This window comes from Paraburkholderia sp. BL6665CI2N2 (assembly GCF_004366535.1).
Classification (GTDB): Bacteria; Pseudomonadota; Gammaproteobacteria; order Burkholderiales; family Burkholderiaceae; genus Paraburkholderia.
Window position 1 is genome coordinate 5,046,448 of record NZ_SORC01000001.1, and the last position, 15,314, is coordinate 5,061,761.

The window sequence follows — 15,314 nt, forward strand, 5'->3', positions numbered from 1 at the left end:
CATTCGCTAAAAAACGAATCGCCAGAAACAACGAAGCCGCTTCTTCCGAAGCGGCTTTTTTCTGCCCGCGCCACGCCGTCTAAACGGCGTGACGCCACAACAACCTCAGTGCAGGATCTTCGCCAGAAAATCCTTCGCGCGATCCGACTTCGGATTCGCGAAGAAGTCTTCCTTGCGGTCGTCTTCCACGATCAAGCCTTTGTCCATGAAGATCACGCGGTGCGCGACCTTCTTCGCGAAGCCCATTTCGTGCGTCACGCACATCATGGTCATGCCTTCCTGCGCGAGTTCGACCATCACGTCGAGCACTTCGTTGATCATTTCCGGATCAAGCGCGGAGGTCGGCTCGTCGAACAGCATGGCGATCGGATCCATCGACAACGCGCGCGCAATCGCCACGCGCTGTTGCTGACCACCCGACAACTGGCCCGGAAACTTGTCCGCATGCGCGCGCAGGCCGACGCGATCGAGCAGCTTCAAACCCTTCGCTGTCGCTTCGTCGTTCGAGCGGCCGAGCACCTTCACCTGGGCGAGCGTGAGGTTCTGCACGATCGACAGATGCGGGAACAGCTCGAAGTGCTGGAACACCATGCCGACCTTGGCACGCAGCTTCGACAGATTGGTTTTCTTGTCGGTGAGCGACTGGCCGTTGATGACAATCTCGCCCTTCTGGAACGGCTCGAGGCCGTTGACGGTTTTGATCAGCGTGGATTTGCCCGAGCCCGACGGCCCGCACACCACCACCACTTCACCCTTTTTGACTTCCGTCGTGCAGTCGGTCAGCACTTGAAACTGGCCGTACCACTTCGAAACATTCTTGATAGAGATCATCTTGCGACCTTTTTCTGAAGACCTTTGACGAGGCTCGACGCGACCACACAGATCACGAAATAACACGCGCCCGCGAACAGTACCATCTCGACATTCGTACCGTCACGGTCGCCAATATTCGTGGCGGTGCGGAAGAAGTCGGCGAGGCTGATCACGTAGACGAGCGACGTATCCTGAAACAGCACGATACCTTGCGTGAGCAGCAGCGGCACCATGGCGCGGAACGCCTGCGGCAGCACGATCAGACGCATGGACTGCGCGTACGTCATGCCGAGCGCGAACGACGCGTTGACCTGCCCGCGCGCCACCGACTGAATGCCGGCGCGGATGATTTCCGAATAGTAAGCCGCCTCGAACAGCGAGAACGCGACCATGGCCGACGCGAGGCGAATGTCGATATCCGGCGACAAACCGAGCACGTTCTGCAGCACTTGCGGCACGATCAGGAAGAACCACAGCAGCACCATCACCAGCGGGATGGAACGGAAAATCGTCACGTAGCCCTTCGCGAACCACTCGAAGGGTTTGAATGACGACAGCCGCAACATCGCGAGAATAGTGCCCCAGACGATACCGAACACGATGGCGATCAGCGTGATCTTGAACGTGACGATGGCGCCGGTCCACAGCGTAGGCAATGCGCCCGGAATACCACTCCAGTCGAAATGATGCATTACTTGCCTCCGATATAGCCGGGCAACCGGGTCTTGGCTTCGACCCAGCGCATGAGTTGCATCACGACCAGATTGATCAGCATGTACGCGATCGTGACCGCGATGAACGACTCATACGTCTGCGACGTGTAGTCGACCAGTTGGCGCGCCTGGGCGGACAGATCGAGCAGACCGATCGTCGACGCCACCGCCGAGTTCTTGAAGATATTCAGAAACTCGGAAGTCAGCGGCGGCACGATGATGCGGTAGGCGACCGGCAGCAGCACGTACCGATACGTCTGCCATTGCGTGAAGCCCATGGCAAGGCCCGCGGCGCGCTGGCCCTTCGGCAGCGCGTTGATCCCCGAGCGCACCTGCTCGCACACGCGCGCAGCCGTGAATAGCCCGAGACAGATGATCGACGACGAGAAAAACTGCGCGCTCGGCGGCAGTTGCTTGAACCAGTTGCCGATCGAAGCGGGCAGCAACTCCGGTATCACCAGATACCAGATGAAGAACTGCACGATCAGCGGGATATTACGGAAAATCGCGACATAGATCGTGCCGATGCCCGACGCCCATTTATTCGGCACCGTGCGCAGCACGCCGAACAACGAACCGACGATCAGCGCGATCACCCACGCCGACAGCGACACGGTAATCGTCACCCAGAAGCCCGACAGCAGCCAGCCTAGATACGTGGTCGGCTCGCCGGTGGAGACGGGACTCAGCAGAATGCCCCAGTTCCAGTGATATGACATGACCAAGACTCCAGCAAAAAGAAACGGAAGAAGCGCGTGGCCCCTTCCGTTTCGTTCAGCGTTTCAAAAAAACAGCTAAGGTTTAATCGATTGCCTTGTCATTCGGGCTCTTGTAGAGCGCCTTGATGTCGTCGCTTTCCGGGAAGTTCAGGTTCAGGCCCTTCGGCGGGATCGGCGATTCGAACCACTTCTTGTAGATCGCGTCGGCTTCGCCCGAGGTTTCGACCTTGGCGATCGCGTCGTCGACGACCTTCTTGAATTCCGGATCGTTCTTGCGGATCATGCAGCCATACGCTTCATGCGATTGCGGCGTGCCGACAATCACGAAATCGCCCGGATTGTTCGACTTCGCGCGCTCGCCCGCGAGTAGCGCGTCGTCCATCATGAAGGCAGCGGCGCGGCCCGTGGAGAGCGTCAGGAACGACTCGCCGTGGTCCTTCGCGCTGATGATGTTCATGCCCATGCTCTTGTCCTGGTTCATCTTGCGAAGCAGGCGCTCGGACGTGGTGCCGGCGGTCGTGACGACCGTCTTGCCCTTCAGGTCCGCCCAGTCCTTGATGCCGGAGTCTTTCTTGGTCATCAGGCGCGTGCCGATCACGAAGATCGTGTTCGAGAAGGCAGCCTGCTGCTGACGTTCAGCATTGTTCGTGGTCGAACCGCATTCCATGTCGACGGTGCCGTTCTGCACCAGCGGAATACGGTTTTGCGACGTGACCGGCGTGAGCTTGACCTTCAGGTTCGGCATGTTCAGCTTCTGCTTCACTGCCTCTACGACCTTCAGCGCGAATTCCTGCGAGTAGCCGATGACGTTCTGCTTGTCGTCGTAATACGAAAACGGGATCGACGATTCGCGATGACCCAGCGAAATGACACCCGTGTCCTTGATCTTTTTCAGCGTACCAGCGTCTTGCGCATGCGCGCCAACCGTAAACAGTCCGAGAGTCGCGAGCAGCAGCGCAGCTTTTTTAACCTTCATGTGTGATCTCCTTGGCAAGAACCGGCGCCAGTTTAGCAAAGTAATTATTCTGAAAGTATGGCTATAAACCATGTTGTTGCGCGCGCGCCGCTAGGGGTTTGCGGCGCTTTGGGGGCAGGTCGGTCAACCTTTCCGCATATGCAAAGGCGGGCGGCATCGATACGATGCCGCCGGCCGGGTCGAACACGCAGTCTTGTGGACCGCGCTGAAGCAAAGATTGGCGGCGGTCCCGCGGGTAGCGGAACCGCCGTTTGAAGCGGAAAAGAAGCCGAAAGAAGCCGATAGATCAGGGATACAGGCCGCGCAGTTCGCGTGCTTCCAGGATCCGCTTACATGCGACGATAAATGCCGCAGTCCGCACGGACACTTTCTGCTCGCTCGACACTTGCCACACTGCGGCAAACGCTTCACGCATCACGCGCTCGAGGCGCTGGTTGATCTCGTCTTCCGTCCAGAAGAAGCTCGAGAAGTCCTGCACCCACTCGAAGTACGACACGGTCACGCCGCCGGCATTGGCCACCACGTCCGGAATCACGAGGATGCCGCGATCGTGCAGGATGTCGTCCGCAGCCGTGGTGGTCGGGCCGTTCGCGCCTTCCACGACGATCTTCGTCTTGATCTTGCTGGCGTTCTTTTCGGTGATCTGGTTTTCCAGCGCCGCCGGAATCAGGATGTCCGATTCGACGGTCCAGAACTCCTCGTTCGTGACGGCGTCGGCTTCGGGGAAACCACCAACGCCGCCGGTCCTGGCCACGTGTTCGAGCAGTGCGACGGCGTCGATACCGGTCGACTTGTACAGCGAGCCGGTGTGATCCTGCACCGCGACCAGCTTCGAACCGGCTTCCTGGAACAGACGCGCCGCGATGCCGCCCACGTTACCGAAACCTTGAACCGCAATGCGAGCGCCTTCGATGTCGACACCGATACGGCGTGCGGCTTCCGAAGCGGTCACGAACACGCCACGGCCCGTCGCCTCGCGGCGGCCGAGCGAACCGCCCAGCGTGATCGGCTTGCCCGTCACGACGCCGGTGGCCGTTTGGCCCTGGTTCATGGAGTACGTGTCCATCATCCACGCCATGATCTGCTCGTTCGTGTTCACGTCCGGCGCGGGAATGTCGGTATTCGGTCCGATGATGATGCCGATTTCGCTGGTGTAACGGCGCGTCACGCGCTCCAGTTCACCACGCGACAAGGTGCGCGGGTCGACACGAATGCCGCCCTTCGCGCCGCCGTACGGCACGTTCACCGCAGCGTTCTTCACCGACATCCACGCCGACAAGGCCATCACTTCCGACAACGTCACGTCCTGGTGGTAACGCACACCGCCCTTGCCCGGACCGCGCGACACGTTGTGCTGCACGCGATAGCCTTCGAAGTGAGCGACCGTGCCGTTATCGAGTTCGATAGGCACGTCGACGATCAGAATGCGCTTCGGGCGCTTCAGGGTTTCGAGCCAGCGGGACAGCGAGCCGAGATACGGCGCGACGCGATCCACCTGACGCAGGTAGTTGCCCCACGGGCCGAGATCGTCTTTATTCAGGTAGGAAGGAACCGACTGCAACGTTGATGCGGATTGGGCTGATTGTGCTGCCTGTTGCTGGGATGACATGAACGCTCCGGCGTTGAACGAATGTCAGCATTGTGGAAAAACGCCGTTTTGAAATCCAATGCCGTTTCCTTATCCGATTATGTTTTTTTTGCATAACCATCAAGAAGCCGCAAATTCGCGTCGTAAGGAGGCAGGATTTCAGGCCGTGCCTTGCGCCAGCTCCTGCGACACCACCTCCCACAATTGACGCGCGAGAATCTGTCGCGCATCGTCGCTCTTCGCCGCGAGTTTGTCGCGATAGAGGCGGATCTCCATGGTCAGTGTGAGCTGGCCTTCCGGCGTGCCGCGCGTCGCGCGGTCAAGACGGATCAGCTTACCGTCGGCGACCGCGTCCTCGACCGCGCTGTGCGGCAGGAAGGCGACGCCGTGCCCGGCCAGCGCCATCGCTTTGAGTCCCTCGGCCATGTCGGTTTCGTAGAGGCGGTCGAGGTACAAACGCTCCGGCGCGTTGGCAAGTATCACTTCGGTCATGCGTCCCAGATAGGCGTTCGGCGTGTACGACAGATAAGGCGTGGGCGCCTCGCCCGTGCCCGGCAACGTGTGACGCGGCCGGCCGGCGCGGCCCGGCGCCGAAAACGGACTGATCGGTTCGTTGCCGAGCGTTAGCATGTCGTAGCGGCCCGGATCGAGCGCGACCGGATGGCTGGGATGGTGATAGCCCATCATCAGATCGCAGCCGCCTTCCACCAGCGACAACGCCGCGTCGTGCACGTTCAGGGCCCGCAGACGCGTGTGGATCGGACCCAGATGGGCTTCGATCCGCTGCAGCCAGCGTGGAAAGTAAGTCAGCGACAACGTGTGCGGCACGGCGAACTCGATGGTGGCCTGCGGCGTTGCGGTATGGCCGCGCAGCAGCGCGCGCGCTTCGTGGAACTGCGAGAGCATCGCGAGCGCCTGTTCGTTGAATACCTGGCCGGCCGCCGTGAGCCGCGTCGGATAGACCGAGCGGTCGATCAGCTCCGTACCGAGCCATGCTTCGAGCGCCTGAATCCGCCGGGAGAACGCCGGCTGCGTGACGTGGCGCAATTCAGCCGAGCGGCTGAAACTACGCGTTTCCGCGAGCGAAACGAAGTCTTCGAGCCATTTCAGTTCCATGCGGGGCCTGCTGCCGACGAGGAGAGGAAGTCAGCATTCTAGTGGGTGTCGTGAGACCGCCAGGTGCGGCCGTGCGCGAGATCGCGTGATGACCCCACGTCAGGAAATCGGATTGCGCCGATGGCGCCGCCCGGCCGCGAGCCGCTATCTTGCTGCACGCACGCCCCGGCGGCAGCGCGCCGCACCCTCCATCAACTCTCTTTGATAACGCGCCTTTCCGTGCGCGAGACCCGCCATGCCCCCACTCGTCTCCATCATCACGCCGACGGCCAATCGCGACCGCTTCCTGCCGGCCATCGCGCGCTGCGTGCTGCGCCAGCAGGTCGACTGGGAATGGCTGATCCTCGACGACAGCCCCGAGCCGAGCGCGTATTTGCAGGCGCTGGCTTTGCAGGACGCGCGCATCCGCTACTTTCATTGCGCCGCGCGCATGTCGATCGGCGCCAAGCGCAACGCGCTGATCGCGGAATCGCGCGGCTCGCTCATCGCCCATTTCGACGATGACGACCACTACGCGCCGCACTACCTCGCGCACATGGTCACGACGATGCAGGAGAACCGCGCGGACCTCATCAAGCTGTCGGGCTTCTTCATGTACGCGCCGCACACGCAGTTCTTCGGCTACGTGGACCTGAATGCCAAGGTAGGCCTGCACTACGAACTGAGCGGGCGTTCGGTCAGCCCTATCGAATTCCACGAGAAGATGCAGATTGGCGCGGACTTCATCCTGTTTTACGGCTTCTCCTATGTGTACGACAAAGCGCTGGCCGCGGTCTCGGCCTTCGACGACATCAATCTGTGCGACGACGAGAGCTTCATCCGGCGCGTAGTCGAAGCAGGCCGCAACGTGATCGCGGTGGACGATCCGCAGGCGAGCTGCCTGCATCTGGTCCATCCCGCCTCCACCTCGCGCTGCTTTTCGCGCTACTCGCTGCCGCCGTTCACGCTGCCTACCCTGTTCCCCGGCTACGAAGGTTATCCGGGCTAGCCGCCACACGGGCGTTACGCCGGCGCCGCGCCGAAATCGGCCAGTCGGCGTCCGGTGGTAAAATTCGCGGTTCCCCCAGTTTCCTCCGCGTTTTCACCCTTGCGCCACGCCGCCATCATGTCCGACACCCATCCCGACACCCTCTTCGCGCTGAACGCGCTCTCCCCGCTCGACGGCCGCTACGCCTCGAAAACCGAATCCCTGCGCGACTGGCTCTCGGAAGCCGCTTTCATGCGCAATCGCGTGACCGTCGAAATCCATTGGCTGATTGCGCTCTCGCGCGCCGGTTTCGCCGAAGTGCCGCGCTTTTCCGAAGCGTCCGAGCAATTCCTGCTGCAACTGGCCGAGCGCTTCACCGCGCACGACGCCGCGCGCATCAAGGAAATCGAACGTGTGACGAATCACGACGTGAAAGCGGTCGAGTACTGGCTGAAAGAATCGGTGAAGGGTCAGGCGGAACTGGAGCGCGCGAGCGAGTTCATCCACTTCGCCTGCACGTCGGAAGACATCAACAACACGTCGCACGGCCTGATGCTGGCGGGCGCCCGCGAACACGTGATTCTGCCGGCGCTGCGCTCGGTGCATCAGCGTCTCGTCGCTCTCGCTCACGCCCACGCCGAACAGCCGATGCTGTCGCGCACGCACGGTCAGCCGGCCAGCCCGACCACGCTCGGCAAGGAACTCGCCAACGTCGCGGCCCGCCTGGAACGCGCGATCGATCGTATCGCCAAGGTCGAACTGCTGGGCAAGATGAACGGCGCGGTCGGCAACTTCAATGCGCATCTCTCTGCGTATCCGGAGTTCGATTGGGAAGCGTTCTCGCGCGAAGTCGTCGAGCAACGTCTGAAACTCACCTTCAATCCGTACACGATCCAGATCGAGCCGCATGACTATATGGCCGAACTGTTCGACGCGGTATCGCGCGCCAATACGATCCTGCTGGACCTGGACCGCGACGTGTGGGGCTACATCTCGGTCGGTTACTTCAAGCAGCGCACCAAGGCCGGCGAAATCGGTTCGTCGACCATGCCGCATAAGGTCAACCCGATCGACTTCGAAAACTCGGAAGGCAATCTCGGCCTGGCCAACGCCACGCTGCGCCACCTCGCCGACAAGCTGCCGGTCTCGCGCTGGCAGCGTGACCTGACCGATTCGACAGTGCTGCGCAATATCGGCGTCGCGTTCGGTTACTCGCTGCTCGCGTACGACTCGCTGATCCGCGGTCTGGACAAGTTGGAAGTGAATGCGCAGCGTCTGAACGAAGACCTCGACAACTGCTGGGAAGTGCTGGCCGAGCCGGTGCAAACGGTGATGCGCCGTTACGGGATCGAGAATCCGTACGAGCAGTTGAAAGAACTGACGCGCGGCAAGGGCATCACGCGTGAAGCGCTGCAAACGTTCGTCAACGGCCTCGCGATTCCGCAGGACGCGAAAGATCGTTTGCTCGCGATGACGCCGGGCTCCTATATCGGCAAGGCAGTCGAATTGGCTAAGCGGATCGCTTAAGCGGTCTCGATTGCCGATTGCCTCGTTAAAGTCGAGGCGTAAAAAAACCGCTCCGTGGAGCGGTTTTTCATTTGCAGCAGCGAAACAAGCTCACTTGCGCGCTTCGACCTGCTTCAGCACCTCGACGACGATTTCTTCCGGTGACAATTCGATGCTCACCGTGATCGCTTCGTCCGGGCCCGGCTCTTCGAGCGTATCGAGCTGGCTTTGCAACAGCGACGGATCGAAGAAATGCCCGGTGCGCGTGGTCAGACGCTGCTCCAGCACCTCACGCGAACCCTTCAGATACACGAAGCACACGTCCTTGTCGCCATCGCGCAAAACGTCGCGGTACGAGCGCTTCAGCGACGAGCAGGTGAACACGGCCGTCTCGCCCGCCTTCTGCTTCTCGACGATCGCGGCACGGATGGTTTGCAGCCACGGCCACCGGTCTTCATCGGTAAGCGGAATGCCGTGGTGCATTTTCTCTTTGTTGGCGGCGCTGTGAAACGCGTCGCCATCGGTGAACGCGCAATGCAGGCGTTCCGCCAGCATTTCGCCAATTCTCGTCTTGCCGGCGCCCGACACGCCCATTGCGATCAGAATCATCAAAAACTCCTTACACGACCGCCGCGAGTGCGAAGGTCAAACCCAAGCCCATCAGTGAAATGATGGTTTCGAGGAGCGACCATGTCTTGAAGGTCTGCCCCACCGTCATACCGAAGTATTCCTTGATCAGCCAGAAACCGCCGTCGTTCACGTGCGAGAAGATCAGCGAGCCCGAACCGGTGGCGAGCACCAGCAATTCCGGCTCGACATGCACGCCGCTAGCCGAAGCAATCGGTGCGACGATGCCGCATGCGGTGGTCATGGCGACCGTTGCCGAACCCGTGGCCAGACGAATCAGTGCGGCCACCAGCCAGCCGAACAACAGCGGCGACAGATGCATGGCCGTTGCCACGTTGACGATTTCCTTCGAGATACCGCTATCCATCAGCACGCGCCCGAAACCGCCGCCCGCGCCGACGATCAGCGTGATACCCGCGATCGGCGCGAGACAGTCGCCGCAGAACTTCTGGATCTGCTCGCGAGTGAAACCGCGGCTCGCACCGAAGGTCCAGAAGCTCACCAGCACGGCGATCAGCAGCGCGACGTCCGAATTGCCGGCGAAGTGCAGCAGATCGTTCGGCAAGGTTTTCGGCGTGGTGAAGAGATCGGCCCAGCTTCCCACCAGCATCAGAATCACCGGCAGCAGGATCGTGAGCAGCGTGATGCCGAAGCTCGGCAGTTCGCGCTTGGGTGCTACTTTCTGCGCTGCGTTTTGCTCGCCGTTTTTGGTCTCGTCACCGTGGCCGAGAAATTGCGCGGCTAGCGCGTTCTCTTTCGGCAGCTTGATGTAGCGGCTGATCAGCAACGCGAACAGCGGACCCGCGACGATCGCGGTCGGCACACCGACGATCAGCCCATAAGCGATGGTCCTGCCGATATCCGCGTGATACGCCTGCACCGCGAGCATCGCGGCCGGATGCGGCGGAAGCAGGCCGTGCACGACGGACAGACCCGCGACCATCGGCAAGCCGACCAGCAGCAACGACTTGTTGGTGCGCTTGGCGACGTTGAACGCGATCGGAATCAGCAGCACGAAACCGACTTCGAAGAACACCGGCAAGCCGACGATGATCGCCACGATCATCATCGCCCAATGGATGTTCTTCTCGCCGAAGAAGTTGATCAACGTGGTGGCGATGCGCTCGGCGCCGCCCGACTCGGCCATCATCTTGCCGAGCATGGTACCCAGACCGACCACGATGGCGATATGCCCAAGCGTATTGCCGTTACCCGTTTCGAACGATTTGACGATGGTCGCCATCGGCATGCCGGATGCAAGACCCAGCAGCAGCGACACGATGATCAGAACGAGGAACGGATAAACCTTGTAGCGTGTGATCAGCAGGATCAGCAATGCGATGGCGATCACCGCGAAGACCAGCAGCGTGCTGCCGTGGACAGCTTCCATGAAGCTCCTCCTTTTGCGTTATTGATTGTGAGTGCGTGCGGAACACCGCCAGCACCGTGTCTCACGGCGACCTGTTCGGGGCCTTGAAACCGGGCTGACCGCGCGGACGCTGAATTTTACTGTTTGTTATCTCAAGACGTGCGCCAATTCTCCGCGCATATCGCAAAAAGAGCCTCGCCAAGACAGCCTGAACAGCTGTATCGACGAGGCTCCTTCGTGTCGGACCTTGATAAAGGGTTAACGAGCGCGCGGATTCAGCCTAGTGAGCCGGCGCCGCCAGCTGGCTCGCGGCACGCGCCAGACGCGTGACCTCGTCCCAGTTTTGCGCGGCGAGCGCGGCTTTCGGCGTGAGCCATGAGCCGCCCACGCACACCACGTTCGGCAGCGACAGGAAATGCGTGGCCGTTTCCGCCGTGATGCCGCCGGTCGGGCAGAACTTCAGATTCGGGAACGGGCCGTGGAACGCTTGCAGCATCGGCACGCCGCCGGCTTGCTGCGCCGGGAAAAATTTCACGATCTCGTAGCCGAGCTCGAGCGCCGCGATGATGTCCGACGGCGTCATCACGCCCGGCAGCAGGGGCAAGCCCGCATCCTGCGCGGCCTTGTGCATGTCTCGTGTCAGGCCGGGCGAGACGCCGAACTGCGCGCCCGCCTTCTTGGCCTGAGCGCAGTGCTCGGGCTTCGTAATCGTGCCGACGCCGACCACGATGTCCTCGGCCAACTGGCTCGCGCGTTCGATCGCTTCGAGACCGGCTGCGGTGCGCAAGGTGATTTCAAGCACCTTCACGCCGCCGGCATGCAGCGCACGCGACACGTGTTCGCCCTGTTCGACCGAGTCGAACGCGAGCACCGGAATCACCGGGCCGAGGCGCACGATATCGCTTACTGTTTTCGACGTCATAGTCAGACTCCTTGTTCTGCAGCACTTAGCTGGCTTGAGTGGTGCTTGTGTGTTGTTCGGTGTGGGCTTTGGCCGGTTTGCCGTCATGCGTCGGACGCTCGCCCACCATCGCGCCGAATACCGACGCACCCTGCTCCGCAGGCGCCGCCGCCGCACGGAATACACCGAACAGCTCGCGGCCGAAGCCGACTTCGTTTTCCGCCTGGTGATGCGGCACGGCACCTTGCCGCGCGCTCCATTCCGCGGCGTCGATCTCGATGTCGAGCACGCCGGCTTCGGCGTCGATCACCAGCATGTCGCCGGTGCGCACCTTGCCGATCGGGCCTTGCAGCAGCGCTTCCGGCGACAGGTGAATCACCGCCGGCACCTTGCCCGACGCGCCTGACATGCGGCCGTCGGTCACCAACGCGACATGGAAACCTTGATCCTGCAACACACCGAGCAGCGGCGTCAAACGATGCAGTTCGGGCATGCCGTTTGCACGTGCGCCCTGAAAGCGCACCACTGCGATAAAGTCGCGCTTCAGCTCGCCGTTGTCGAACGCTTCCTGCACGGCTTCCTGCGAATCGAACACAATAGCCGGCGCCTTCACCTTGCGATGCTGCGGCGCAACCGCCGAAATCTTGATCACGCCGCGGCCCAGCTTGCCTTGCATGAGACGCAGACCGCCGTCCGGCTGGAACGGTTCCTTGATGCCGCGCAGCACCGCCGTGTCTTCGCTCTGCTGCGCGCCCGGCACCCATTGCAGCTTACCGTCCAACAGCTTCGGCTCTTCCGTGTAGTGCTTGAGGCCTTTGCCCGCGACGGTGTTCACATCTTCGTGCAGCAAACCGCCTTCCAGCAGATTGCGCACCAGGAACGCGACGCCGCCGGCCGCGTGGAAGTGATTCACGTCGGCCTTGCCGTTCGGATAGATTTTCGCGAGCAGCGGCACCGCTTGCGACAGCGTGTCGAAGTCGTCCCAGTCGATCACGATGCCCGCCGCGCGAGCAATCGCGACGAGGTGCAGCGTGTGATTGGTCGAGCCGCCCGTTGCCAGCAAGGCGACTATGCCGTTAACGATCGCCTTTTCGTCGACCACGTGGCCGATCGGCATGTAGTTGCCGCGCTCCGCCGTCAGATCGAGCACGCGGCGCGCGGCCTGCGCGGTCAGCGCGTCGCGCAGTGGCGTATGCGGATGCACGAAGGCCGCGCTCGGCAGATGCAGGCCCATGACTTCCATCAGCATCTGGTTGCTGTTCGCGGTGCCGTAGAACGTGCAGGTGCCGTGGCTGTGATACGCGGCGGCTTCCGCTTCGAGCAGCGCGTCGCGGCCGCACTGGCCGGTGGCGAAGAGTTGGCGCGTCTTGGCTTTGTCGTCGTTGGACAGGCCGCTGCCCATCGGGCCCGCCGGCACGAAGATGGTCGGCAGATGGCCGAATTGCAGCGCGCCGATCAACAGACCCGGCACGATCTTGTCGCAGATGCCGAGGCACAGCGCCGCGTCGAACATGTTGTGCGTGAGCGCAACCGCCGTGCTCATCGCGATGACTTCGCGCGAGAACAGCGACAGTTCCATGCCGGCATTGCCTTGCGTGACGCCGTCGCACATCGCCGGCACGCCGCCCGCGAATTGCGCGACGCCGCCGTTTTCACGCGCGGCCTGCTTGATGATGTCGGGGTAGTTTTTGTACGGCGCGTGGGCCGACAGCATTTCGTTGTACGAGGACACGATGCCGATGTTCGGCTCGCGAATCTGCTTGATGACGAGCTTGTCGTTGCCTTCCAGGCCGGCGAAACCGTGGGCCAGATTGGCACAGGAGAGCGCGCCGCGCGCCGGGAACTTGCCCTGCGCGTGGTGGATGCGGGCGAGATACGCCTCACGAGTCGGCTTGCTGCGCTCAGCCACGCGTTGCGTGACCTTCAACAATTGCGAATGCGGGGAAACCATCGGAGCTCCTTCGTCGCTGGCTTGAGGCGCGCGCGCACTATGCCAGGTAGGTATCGCGGGGGCGTCGGGTCAACCGACGTCGCCATCTTAGTAGAAAAACTACATGATCGCAATCAGGTTTCCTGCTGCGTCGCCGCAACTTTATGTCGCCCGAATCGCTTTACTGGCGTGCCACCGATAGGTATTACGCAAAACTTGGGGATTACACCTACGACGCTAAATGTAGTTTTTGTACCTTCCCGGCAATCAGATATAGTCCACGCATTCTTCAGCATAGTGCGAGTTTTCCGATGATGCTGTCCCAAGTGGAAGAGATGCGCGATCAGTTGCGCCCGTCCGAGCGCAAGCTTGCCGATTACGTGATCGAGGCGCCGCGCGAGGTGCTCGACCTGTCGATGACGGAAGTGGCCGCCCGTGCGGGCGTCAGCCAGCCGACCATCGCGCGGTTTTGTCATGCGCTCGGCTTTTCGGGGTTTCGTGAGTTCAAGATACGGTTGGCGCAGGGAATTGCGTCGGGTGTGCCGACCGTCTATCGGGACGTCCGGCCGGATGAAGGCGCGCCCGGCCTGATCGCCAAGGTCTTCGACCGGACCATTGGCACGCTCATCGAGGTGCGCAACAACCTGTCGCCGGATAGCGTCGAATCGGCCGTCGAACTGTTGGCGAACGCGGCGCGCATCGAGTTCTACGGAGCGGGCGGCTCCGGCATTGCCGCGCAGGATATCCAGCACAAGTTCTTCCGGCTCGGCATGCCGAGCGTCGCGTATTCCGATCCGCATACCTATTCGATGTCGGCGGCGTTGCTCGAACCTGGCGATGTCGTGGTGGCGGTATCCAATACCGGTCGAACCCGCGACATCATCGACGCTGTGCGCTCGGCGCTCGCTCGCGGCGCGAAGGTGATCGCGATTACGCACGGCAGTTCGCCGCTCGCGCGGGTCGCGACCATCTGCCTGTTTTCGAACGTGGCAGAGGAAAGCGATGTGTTTTCGCCGATGACTTCGCGCATGTCGCATCTGGCGATCGGCGACATTCTGGCGGTAGGTGTGGCGCTGAAGCGCGGACCTGAGCTGGTGGAGCGATTAGGACAGGCGAAAGGGGTAATTGGCCGGCTGAGGATCGACGGCGAGGTTTGAAGCGCGGGAGATAGAAAAAAGGCCTGCGCGATGGCAGGCCTTTGTGATCAAACTCTCGCGTACTGCGATTTACTCGGCGAACACGCGGACATCCACGCGGCGGTTCTGCATGCGGCCTTCGGCCGTCGAGTTCGATGCGACCGGATCGGCGCTGCCCATACGCTTAGCGACGAACTGGTCGGCGTGGAGGCCGCCGTCGCGCAGATACTGCACAACAGCCGCCGCACGAGCCTGAGACAGTTTCAGGTTATGCGCCTCGGAACCCGTCTTGTCGGTATAACCCACCACGGTCACGCGACGAAGGTGGACGTCCTGGTTCACGCGCAGGAATTGGTCGAGGTTTTCCTTGGCGATCGAGCTGAGCGCTGCGCTGTCGGTTGCGAAGTTCGCGTTGCCTTGCAGCAGCAAGCGGCGCTGCGCAGGCTGGCTGGCTTGCGGTTGGGGTTGCGGAGCGGGTTGCTGTTGTACGACCGGCTGCGGAACGGGCTGCGGGACCGGCTGCGCAGCGGGTTGCTGCACAACAGGCTGTCCGCACATGAACGTCCCTTCGCGCGGATCTTTCACGGGCGCATTGTTGCGTACGCCGTCGATCGATTCAAGCCAGGTCACAGGCTGAGCTTTACAGGTTTCTTCGGCCACACGCACACAAGTCTGCGAGCTTTCGAAGAGTCCCAGGCAGCTCACCCGATAGACCGGCGCCTGCTGGTTCAGCACGCTAGCCGCGTGAATCGAGTAGGTCGGGCCCGACTGCGTGGAACAGGCAGCGAGGATGGTCACAAATGCGCCGAGCAGCGGCGCGCGGAGATATTTAAGAAGAGTTGCGTTCATTTTTACGAATTCAGTCGATTGAAGCGGCACCCTCGCCACGTGTATCGTGGACAAGGGCGCGCTGGCAGTTAGATCAAGAGCGGACCTGGCTGACGGACGGGACT

14 protein-coding genes are annotated in these 15,314 nt (G+C 61.7%); 3 read left to right on the top strand and 11 right to left on the bottom strand.

Going from position 1 to position 15,314, the window contains the following annotated elements; all coding sequences use genetic code 11:
• Nucleotides 1-105 precede the first annotated feature (105 nt).
• The 6 genes from B0G81_RS22570 to B0G81_RS22595 form a co-directional block, all read right to left on the bottom strand.
• A complete protein-coding gene (locus B0G81_RS22570) occupies nt 106-831 on the bottom strand; it encodes an amino acid ABC transporter ATP-binding protein (RefSeq protein WP_012434314.1) in 726 nt (241 codons plus the stop codon).
• Nucleotides 828-1,505, bottom strand: coding sequence for a glutamate/aspartate ABC transporter permease GltK (gltK, locus tag B0G81_RS22575; protein ID WP_116118276.1), 678 nt, complete (start codon nt 1,503-1,505; stop codon nt 828-830). Before gltK ends, B0G81_RS22570 begins: the two co-directional genes overlap by 4 nt.
• The gene (locus tag B0G81_RS22580) at nt 1,505-2,245 is read right to left on the bottom strand and encodes an amino acid ABC transporter permease (RefSeq protein WP_134138396.1); all 741 of its coding nucleotides are present in this window, start codon (nt 2,243-2,245) and stop codon (nt 1,505-1,507) included. The genes gltK and B0G81_RS22580 overlap by 1 nt, the downstream gene beginning before the upstream one ends.
• 82 nt (nt 2,246-2,327) lie before the next feature.
• On the bottom strand, nt 2,328-3,221 hold the full coding sequence (locus B0G81_RS22585) for a glutamate/aspartate ABC transporter substrate-binding protein (RefSeq protein WP_106284010.1): 894 nt from the start codon (nt 3,219-3,221) through the stop codon (nt 2,328-2,330).
• 286 nt (nt 3,222-3,507) lie between these two features.
• Nucleotides 3,508-4,830, bottom strand: coding sequence for a Glu/Leu/Phe/Val dehydrogenase (locus B0G81_RS22590; RefSeq protein WP_134138397.1), 1,323 nt, complete (start codon nt 4,828-4,830; stop codon nt 3,508-3,510).
• Nucleotides 4,831-4,968: 138 nt separating this feature from the next.
• A complete protein-coding gene (locus tag B0G81_RS22595) occupies nt 4,969-5,925 on the bottom strand; it encodes a LysR family transcriptional regulator (protein ID WP_134138398.1) in 957 nt (318 codons plus the stop codon).
• A gap of 235 nt (nt 5,926-6,160) precedes the next feature.
• Between B0G81_RS22595 and B0G81_RS22600 the strand changes: the two genes are divergently transcribed.
• Both B0G81_RS22600 and purB read left to right on the top strand, forming a co-directional pair.
• Nucleotides 6,161-6,913, top strand: coding sequence for a glycosyltransferase family A protein (locus B0G81_RS22600; protein WP_134138399.1), 753 nt, complete (start codon nt 6,161-6,163; stop codon nt 6,911-6,913).
• A gap of 117 nt (nt 6,914-7,030) precedes the next feature.
• Entirely contained in the window at nt 7,031-8,419 is a 1,389-nt protein-coding gene (gene purB / locus B0G81_RS22605) for an adenylosuccinate lyase (RefSeq protein WP_134138400.1), read from the top strand.
• Between the two features lie 90 nt (nt 8,420-8,509).
• Here the strand turns inward: purB and B0G81_RS22610 are convergent, their stop codons facing one another.
• From B0G81_RS22610 to edd, 4 genes are all read right to left on the bottom strand, one after another.
• Nucleotides 8,510-9,007 (bottom strand): gluconokinase, encoded by a 498-nt coding sequence (locus tag B0G81_RS22610; protein ID WP_106284005.1) that lies wholly within the window; start codon nt 9,005-9,007, stop codon nt 8,510-8,512.
• A 10-nt stretch (nt 9,008-9,017) separates the two neighbouring features.
• The gene (locus tag B0G81_RS22615) at nt 9,018-10,415 is read right to left on the bottom strand and encodes a GntP family permease (protein WP_134138401.1); all 1,398 of its coding nucleotides are present in this window, start codon (nt 10,413-10,415) and stop codon (nt 9,018-9,020) included.
• Between the two features lie 259 nt (nt 10,416-10,674).
• Nucleotides 10,675-11,316, bottom strand: coding sequence for a bifunctional 4-hydroxy-2-oxoglutarate aldolase/2-dehydro-3-deoxy-phosphogluconate aldolase (gene eda, locus B0G81_RS22620; RefSeq protein ID WP_106284003.1), 642 nt, complete (start codon nt 11,314-11,316; stop codon nt 10,675-10,677).
• A 25-nt stretch (nt 11,317-11,341) separates the two neighbouring features.
• The gene (gene edd, locus B0G81_RS22625; RefSeq protein WP_134138402.1) at nt 11,342-13,246 is read right to left on the bottom strand and encodes a phosphogluconate dehydratase; all 1,905 of its coding nucleotides are present in this window, start codon (nt 13,244-13,246) and stop codon (nt 11,342-11,344) included.
• Between the two features lie 290 nt (nt 13,247-13,536).
• Here edd and B0G81_RS22630 point away from each other — a divergent pair, with 290 nt between their 5' ends.
• Nucleotides 13,537-14,382 (top strand): MurR/RpiR family transcriptional regulator, encoded by an 846-nt coding sequence (locus tag B0G81_RS22630; RefSeq protein WP_134138403.1) that lies wholly within the window; start codon nt 13,537-13,539, stop codon nt 14,380-14,382.
• Nucleotides 14,383-14,451: 69 nt separating this feature from the next.
• Here B0G81_RS22630 and B0G81_RS22635 read toward each other — a convergent pair whose 3' ends face one another.
• Nucleotides 14,452-15,210 carry an OmpA family protein gene (locus tag B0G81_RS22635; RefSeq protein ID WP_134138404.1) on the bottom strand — a complete coding sequence of 253 codons (759 nt, stop codon included), beginning with the start codon at nt 15,208-15,210 and terminating at the stop codon, nt 14,452-14,454.
• Nucleotides 15,211-15,314: the final 104 nt, after the last annotated feature.

Coding starts and splice junctions, on each gene's coding strand:
- B0G81_RS22570 (WP_012434314.1), bottom strand. CDS start 831: ATGATCTCTATCAAGAATGTTTCGAAGTGGTACGGCCAGTTTCAAGTG.
- gltK (WP_116118276.1), bottom strand. CDS start 1,505: ATGCATCATTTCGACTGGAGTGGTATTCCGGGCGCATTGCCTACGCTG.
- B0G81_RS22580 (WP_134138396.1), bottom strand. CDS start 2,245: ATGTCATATCACTGGAACTGGGGCATTCTGCTGAGTCCCGTCTCCACC.
- B0G81_RS22585 (WP_106284010.1), bottom strand. CDS start 3,221: ATGAAGGTTAAAAAAGCTGCGCTGCTGCTCGCGACTCTCGGACTGTTT.
- B0G81_RS22590 (WP_134138397.1), bottom strand. CDS start 4,830: ATGTCATCCCAGCAACAGGCAGCACAATCAGCCCAATCCGCATCAACG.
- B0G81_RS22595 (WP_134138398.1), bottom strand. CDS start 5,925: ATGGAACTGAAATGGCTCGAAGACTTCGTTTCGCTCGCGGAAACGCGT.
- B0G81_RS22600 (WP_134138399.1), top strand. CDS start 6,161: ATGCCCCCACTCGTCTCCATCATCACGCCGACGGCCAATCGCGACCGC.
- purB (WP_134138400.1), top strand. CDS start 7,031: ATGTCCGACACCCATCCCGACACCCTCTTCGCGCTGAACGCGCTCTCC.
- B0G81_RS22610 (WP_106284005.1), bottom strand. CDS start 9,007: ATGATTCTGATCGCAATGGGCGTGTCGGGCGCCGGCAAGACGAGAATT.
- B0G81_RS22615 (WP_134138401.1), bottom strand. CDS start 10,415: ATGGAAGCTGTCCACGGCAGCACGCTGCTGGTCTTCGCGGTGATCGCC.
- eda (WP_106284003.1), bottom strand. CDS start 11,316: ATGACGTCGAAAACAGTAAGCGATATCGTGCGCCTCGGCCCGGTGATT.
- edd (WP_134138402.1), bottom strand. CDS start 13,246: ATGGTTTCCCCGCATTCGCAATTGTTGAAGGTCACGCAACGCGTGGCT.
- B0G81_RS22630 (WP_134138403.1), top strand. CDS start 13,537: ATGATGCTGTCCCAAGTGGAAGAGATGCGCGATCAGTTGCGCCCGTCC.
- B0G81_RS22635 (WP_134138404.1), bottom strand. CDS start 15,210: ATGAACGCAACTCTTCTTAAATATCTCCGCGCGCCGCTGCTCGGCGCA.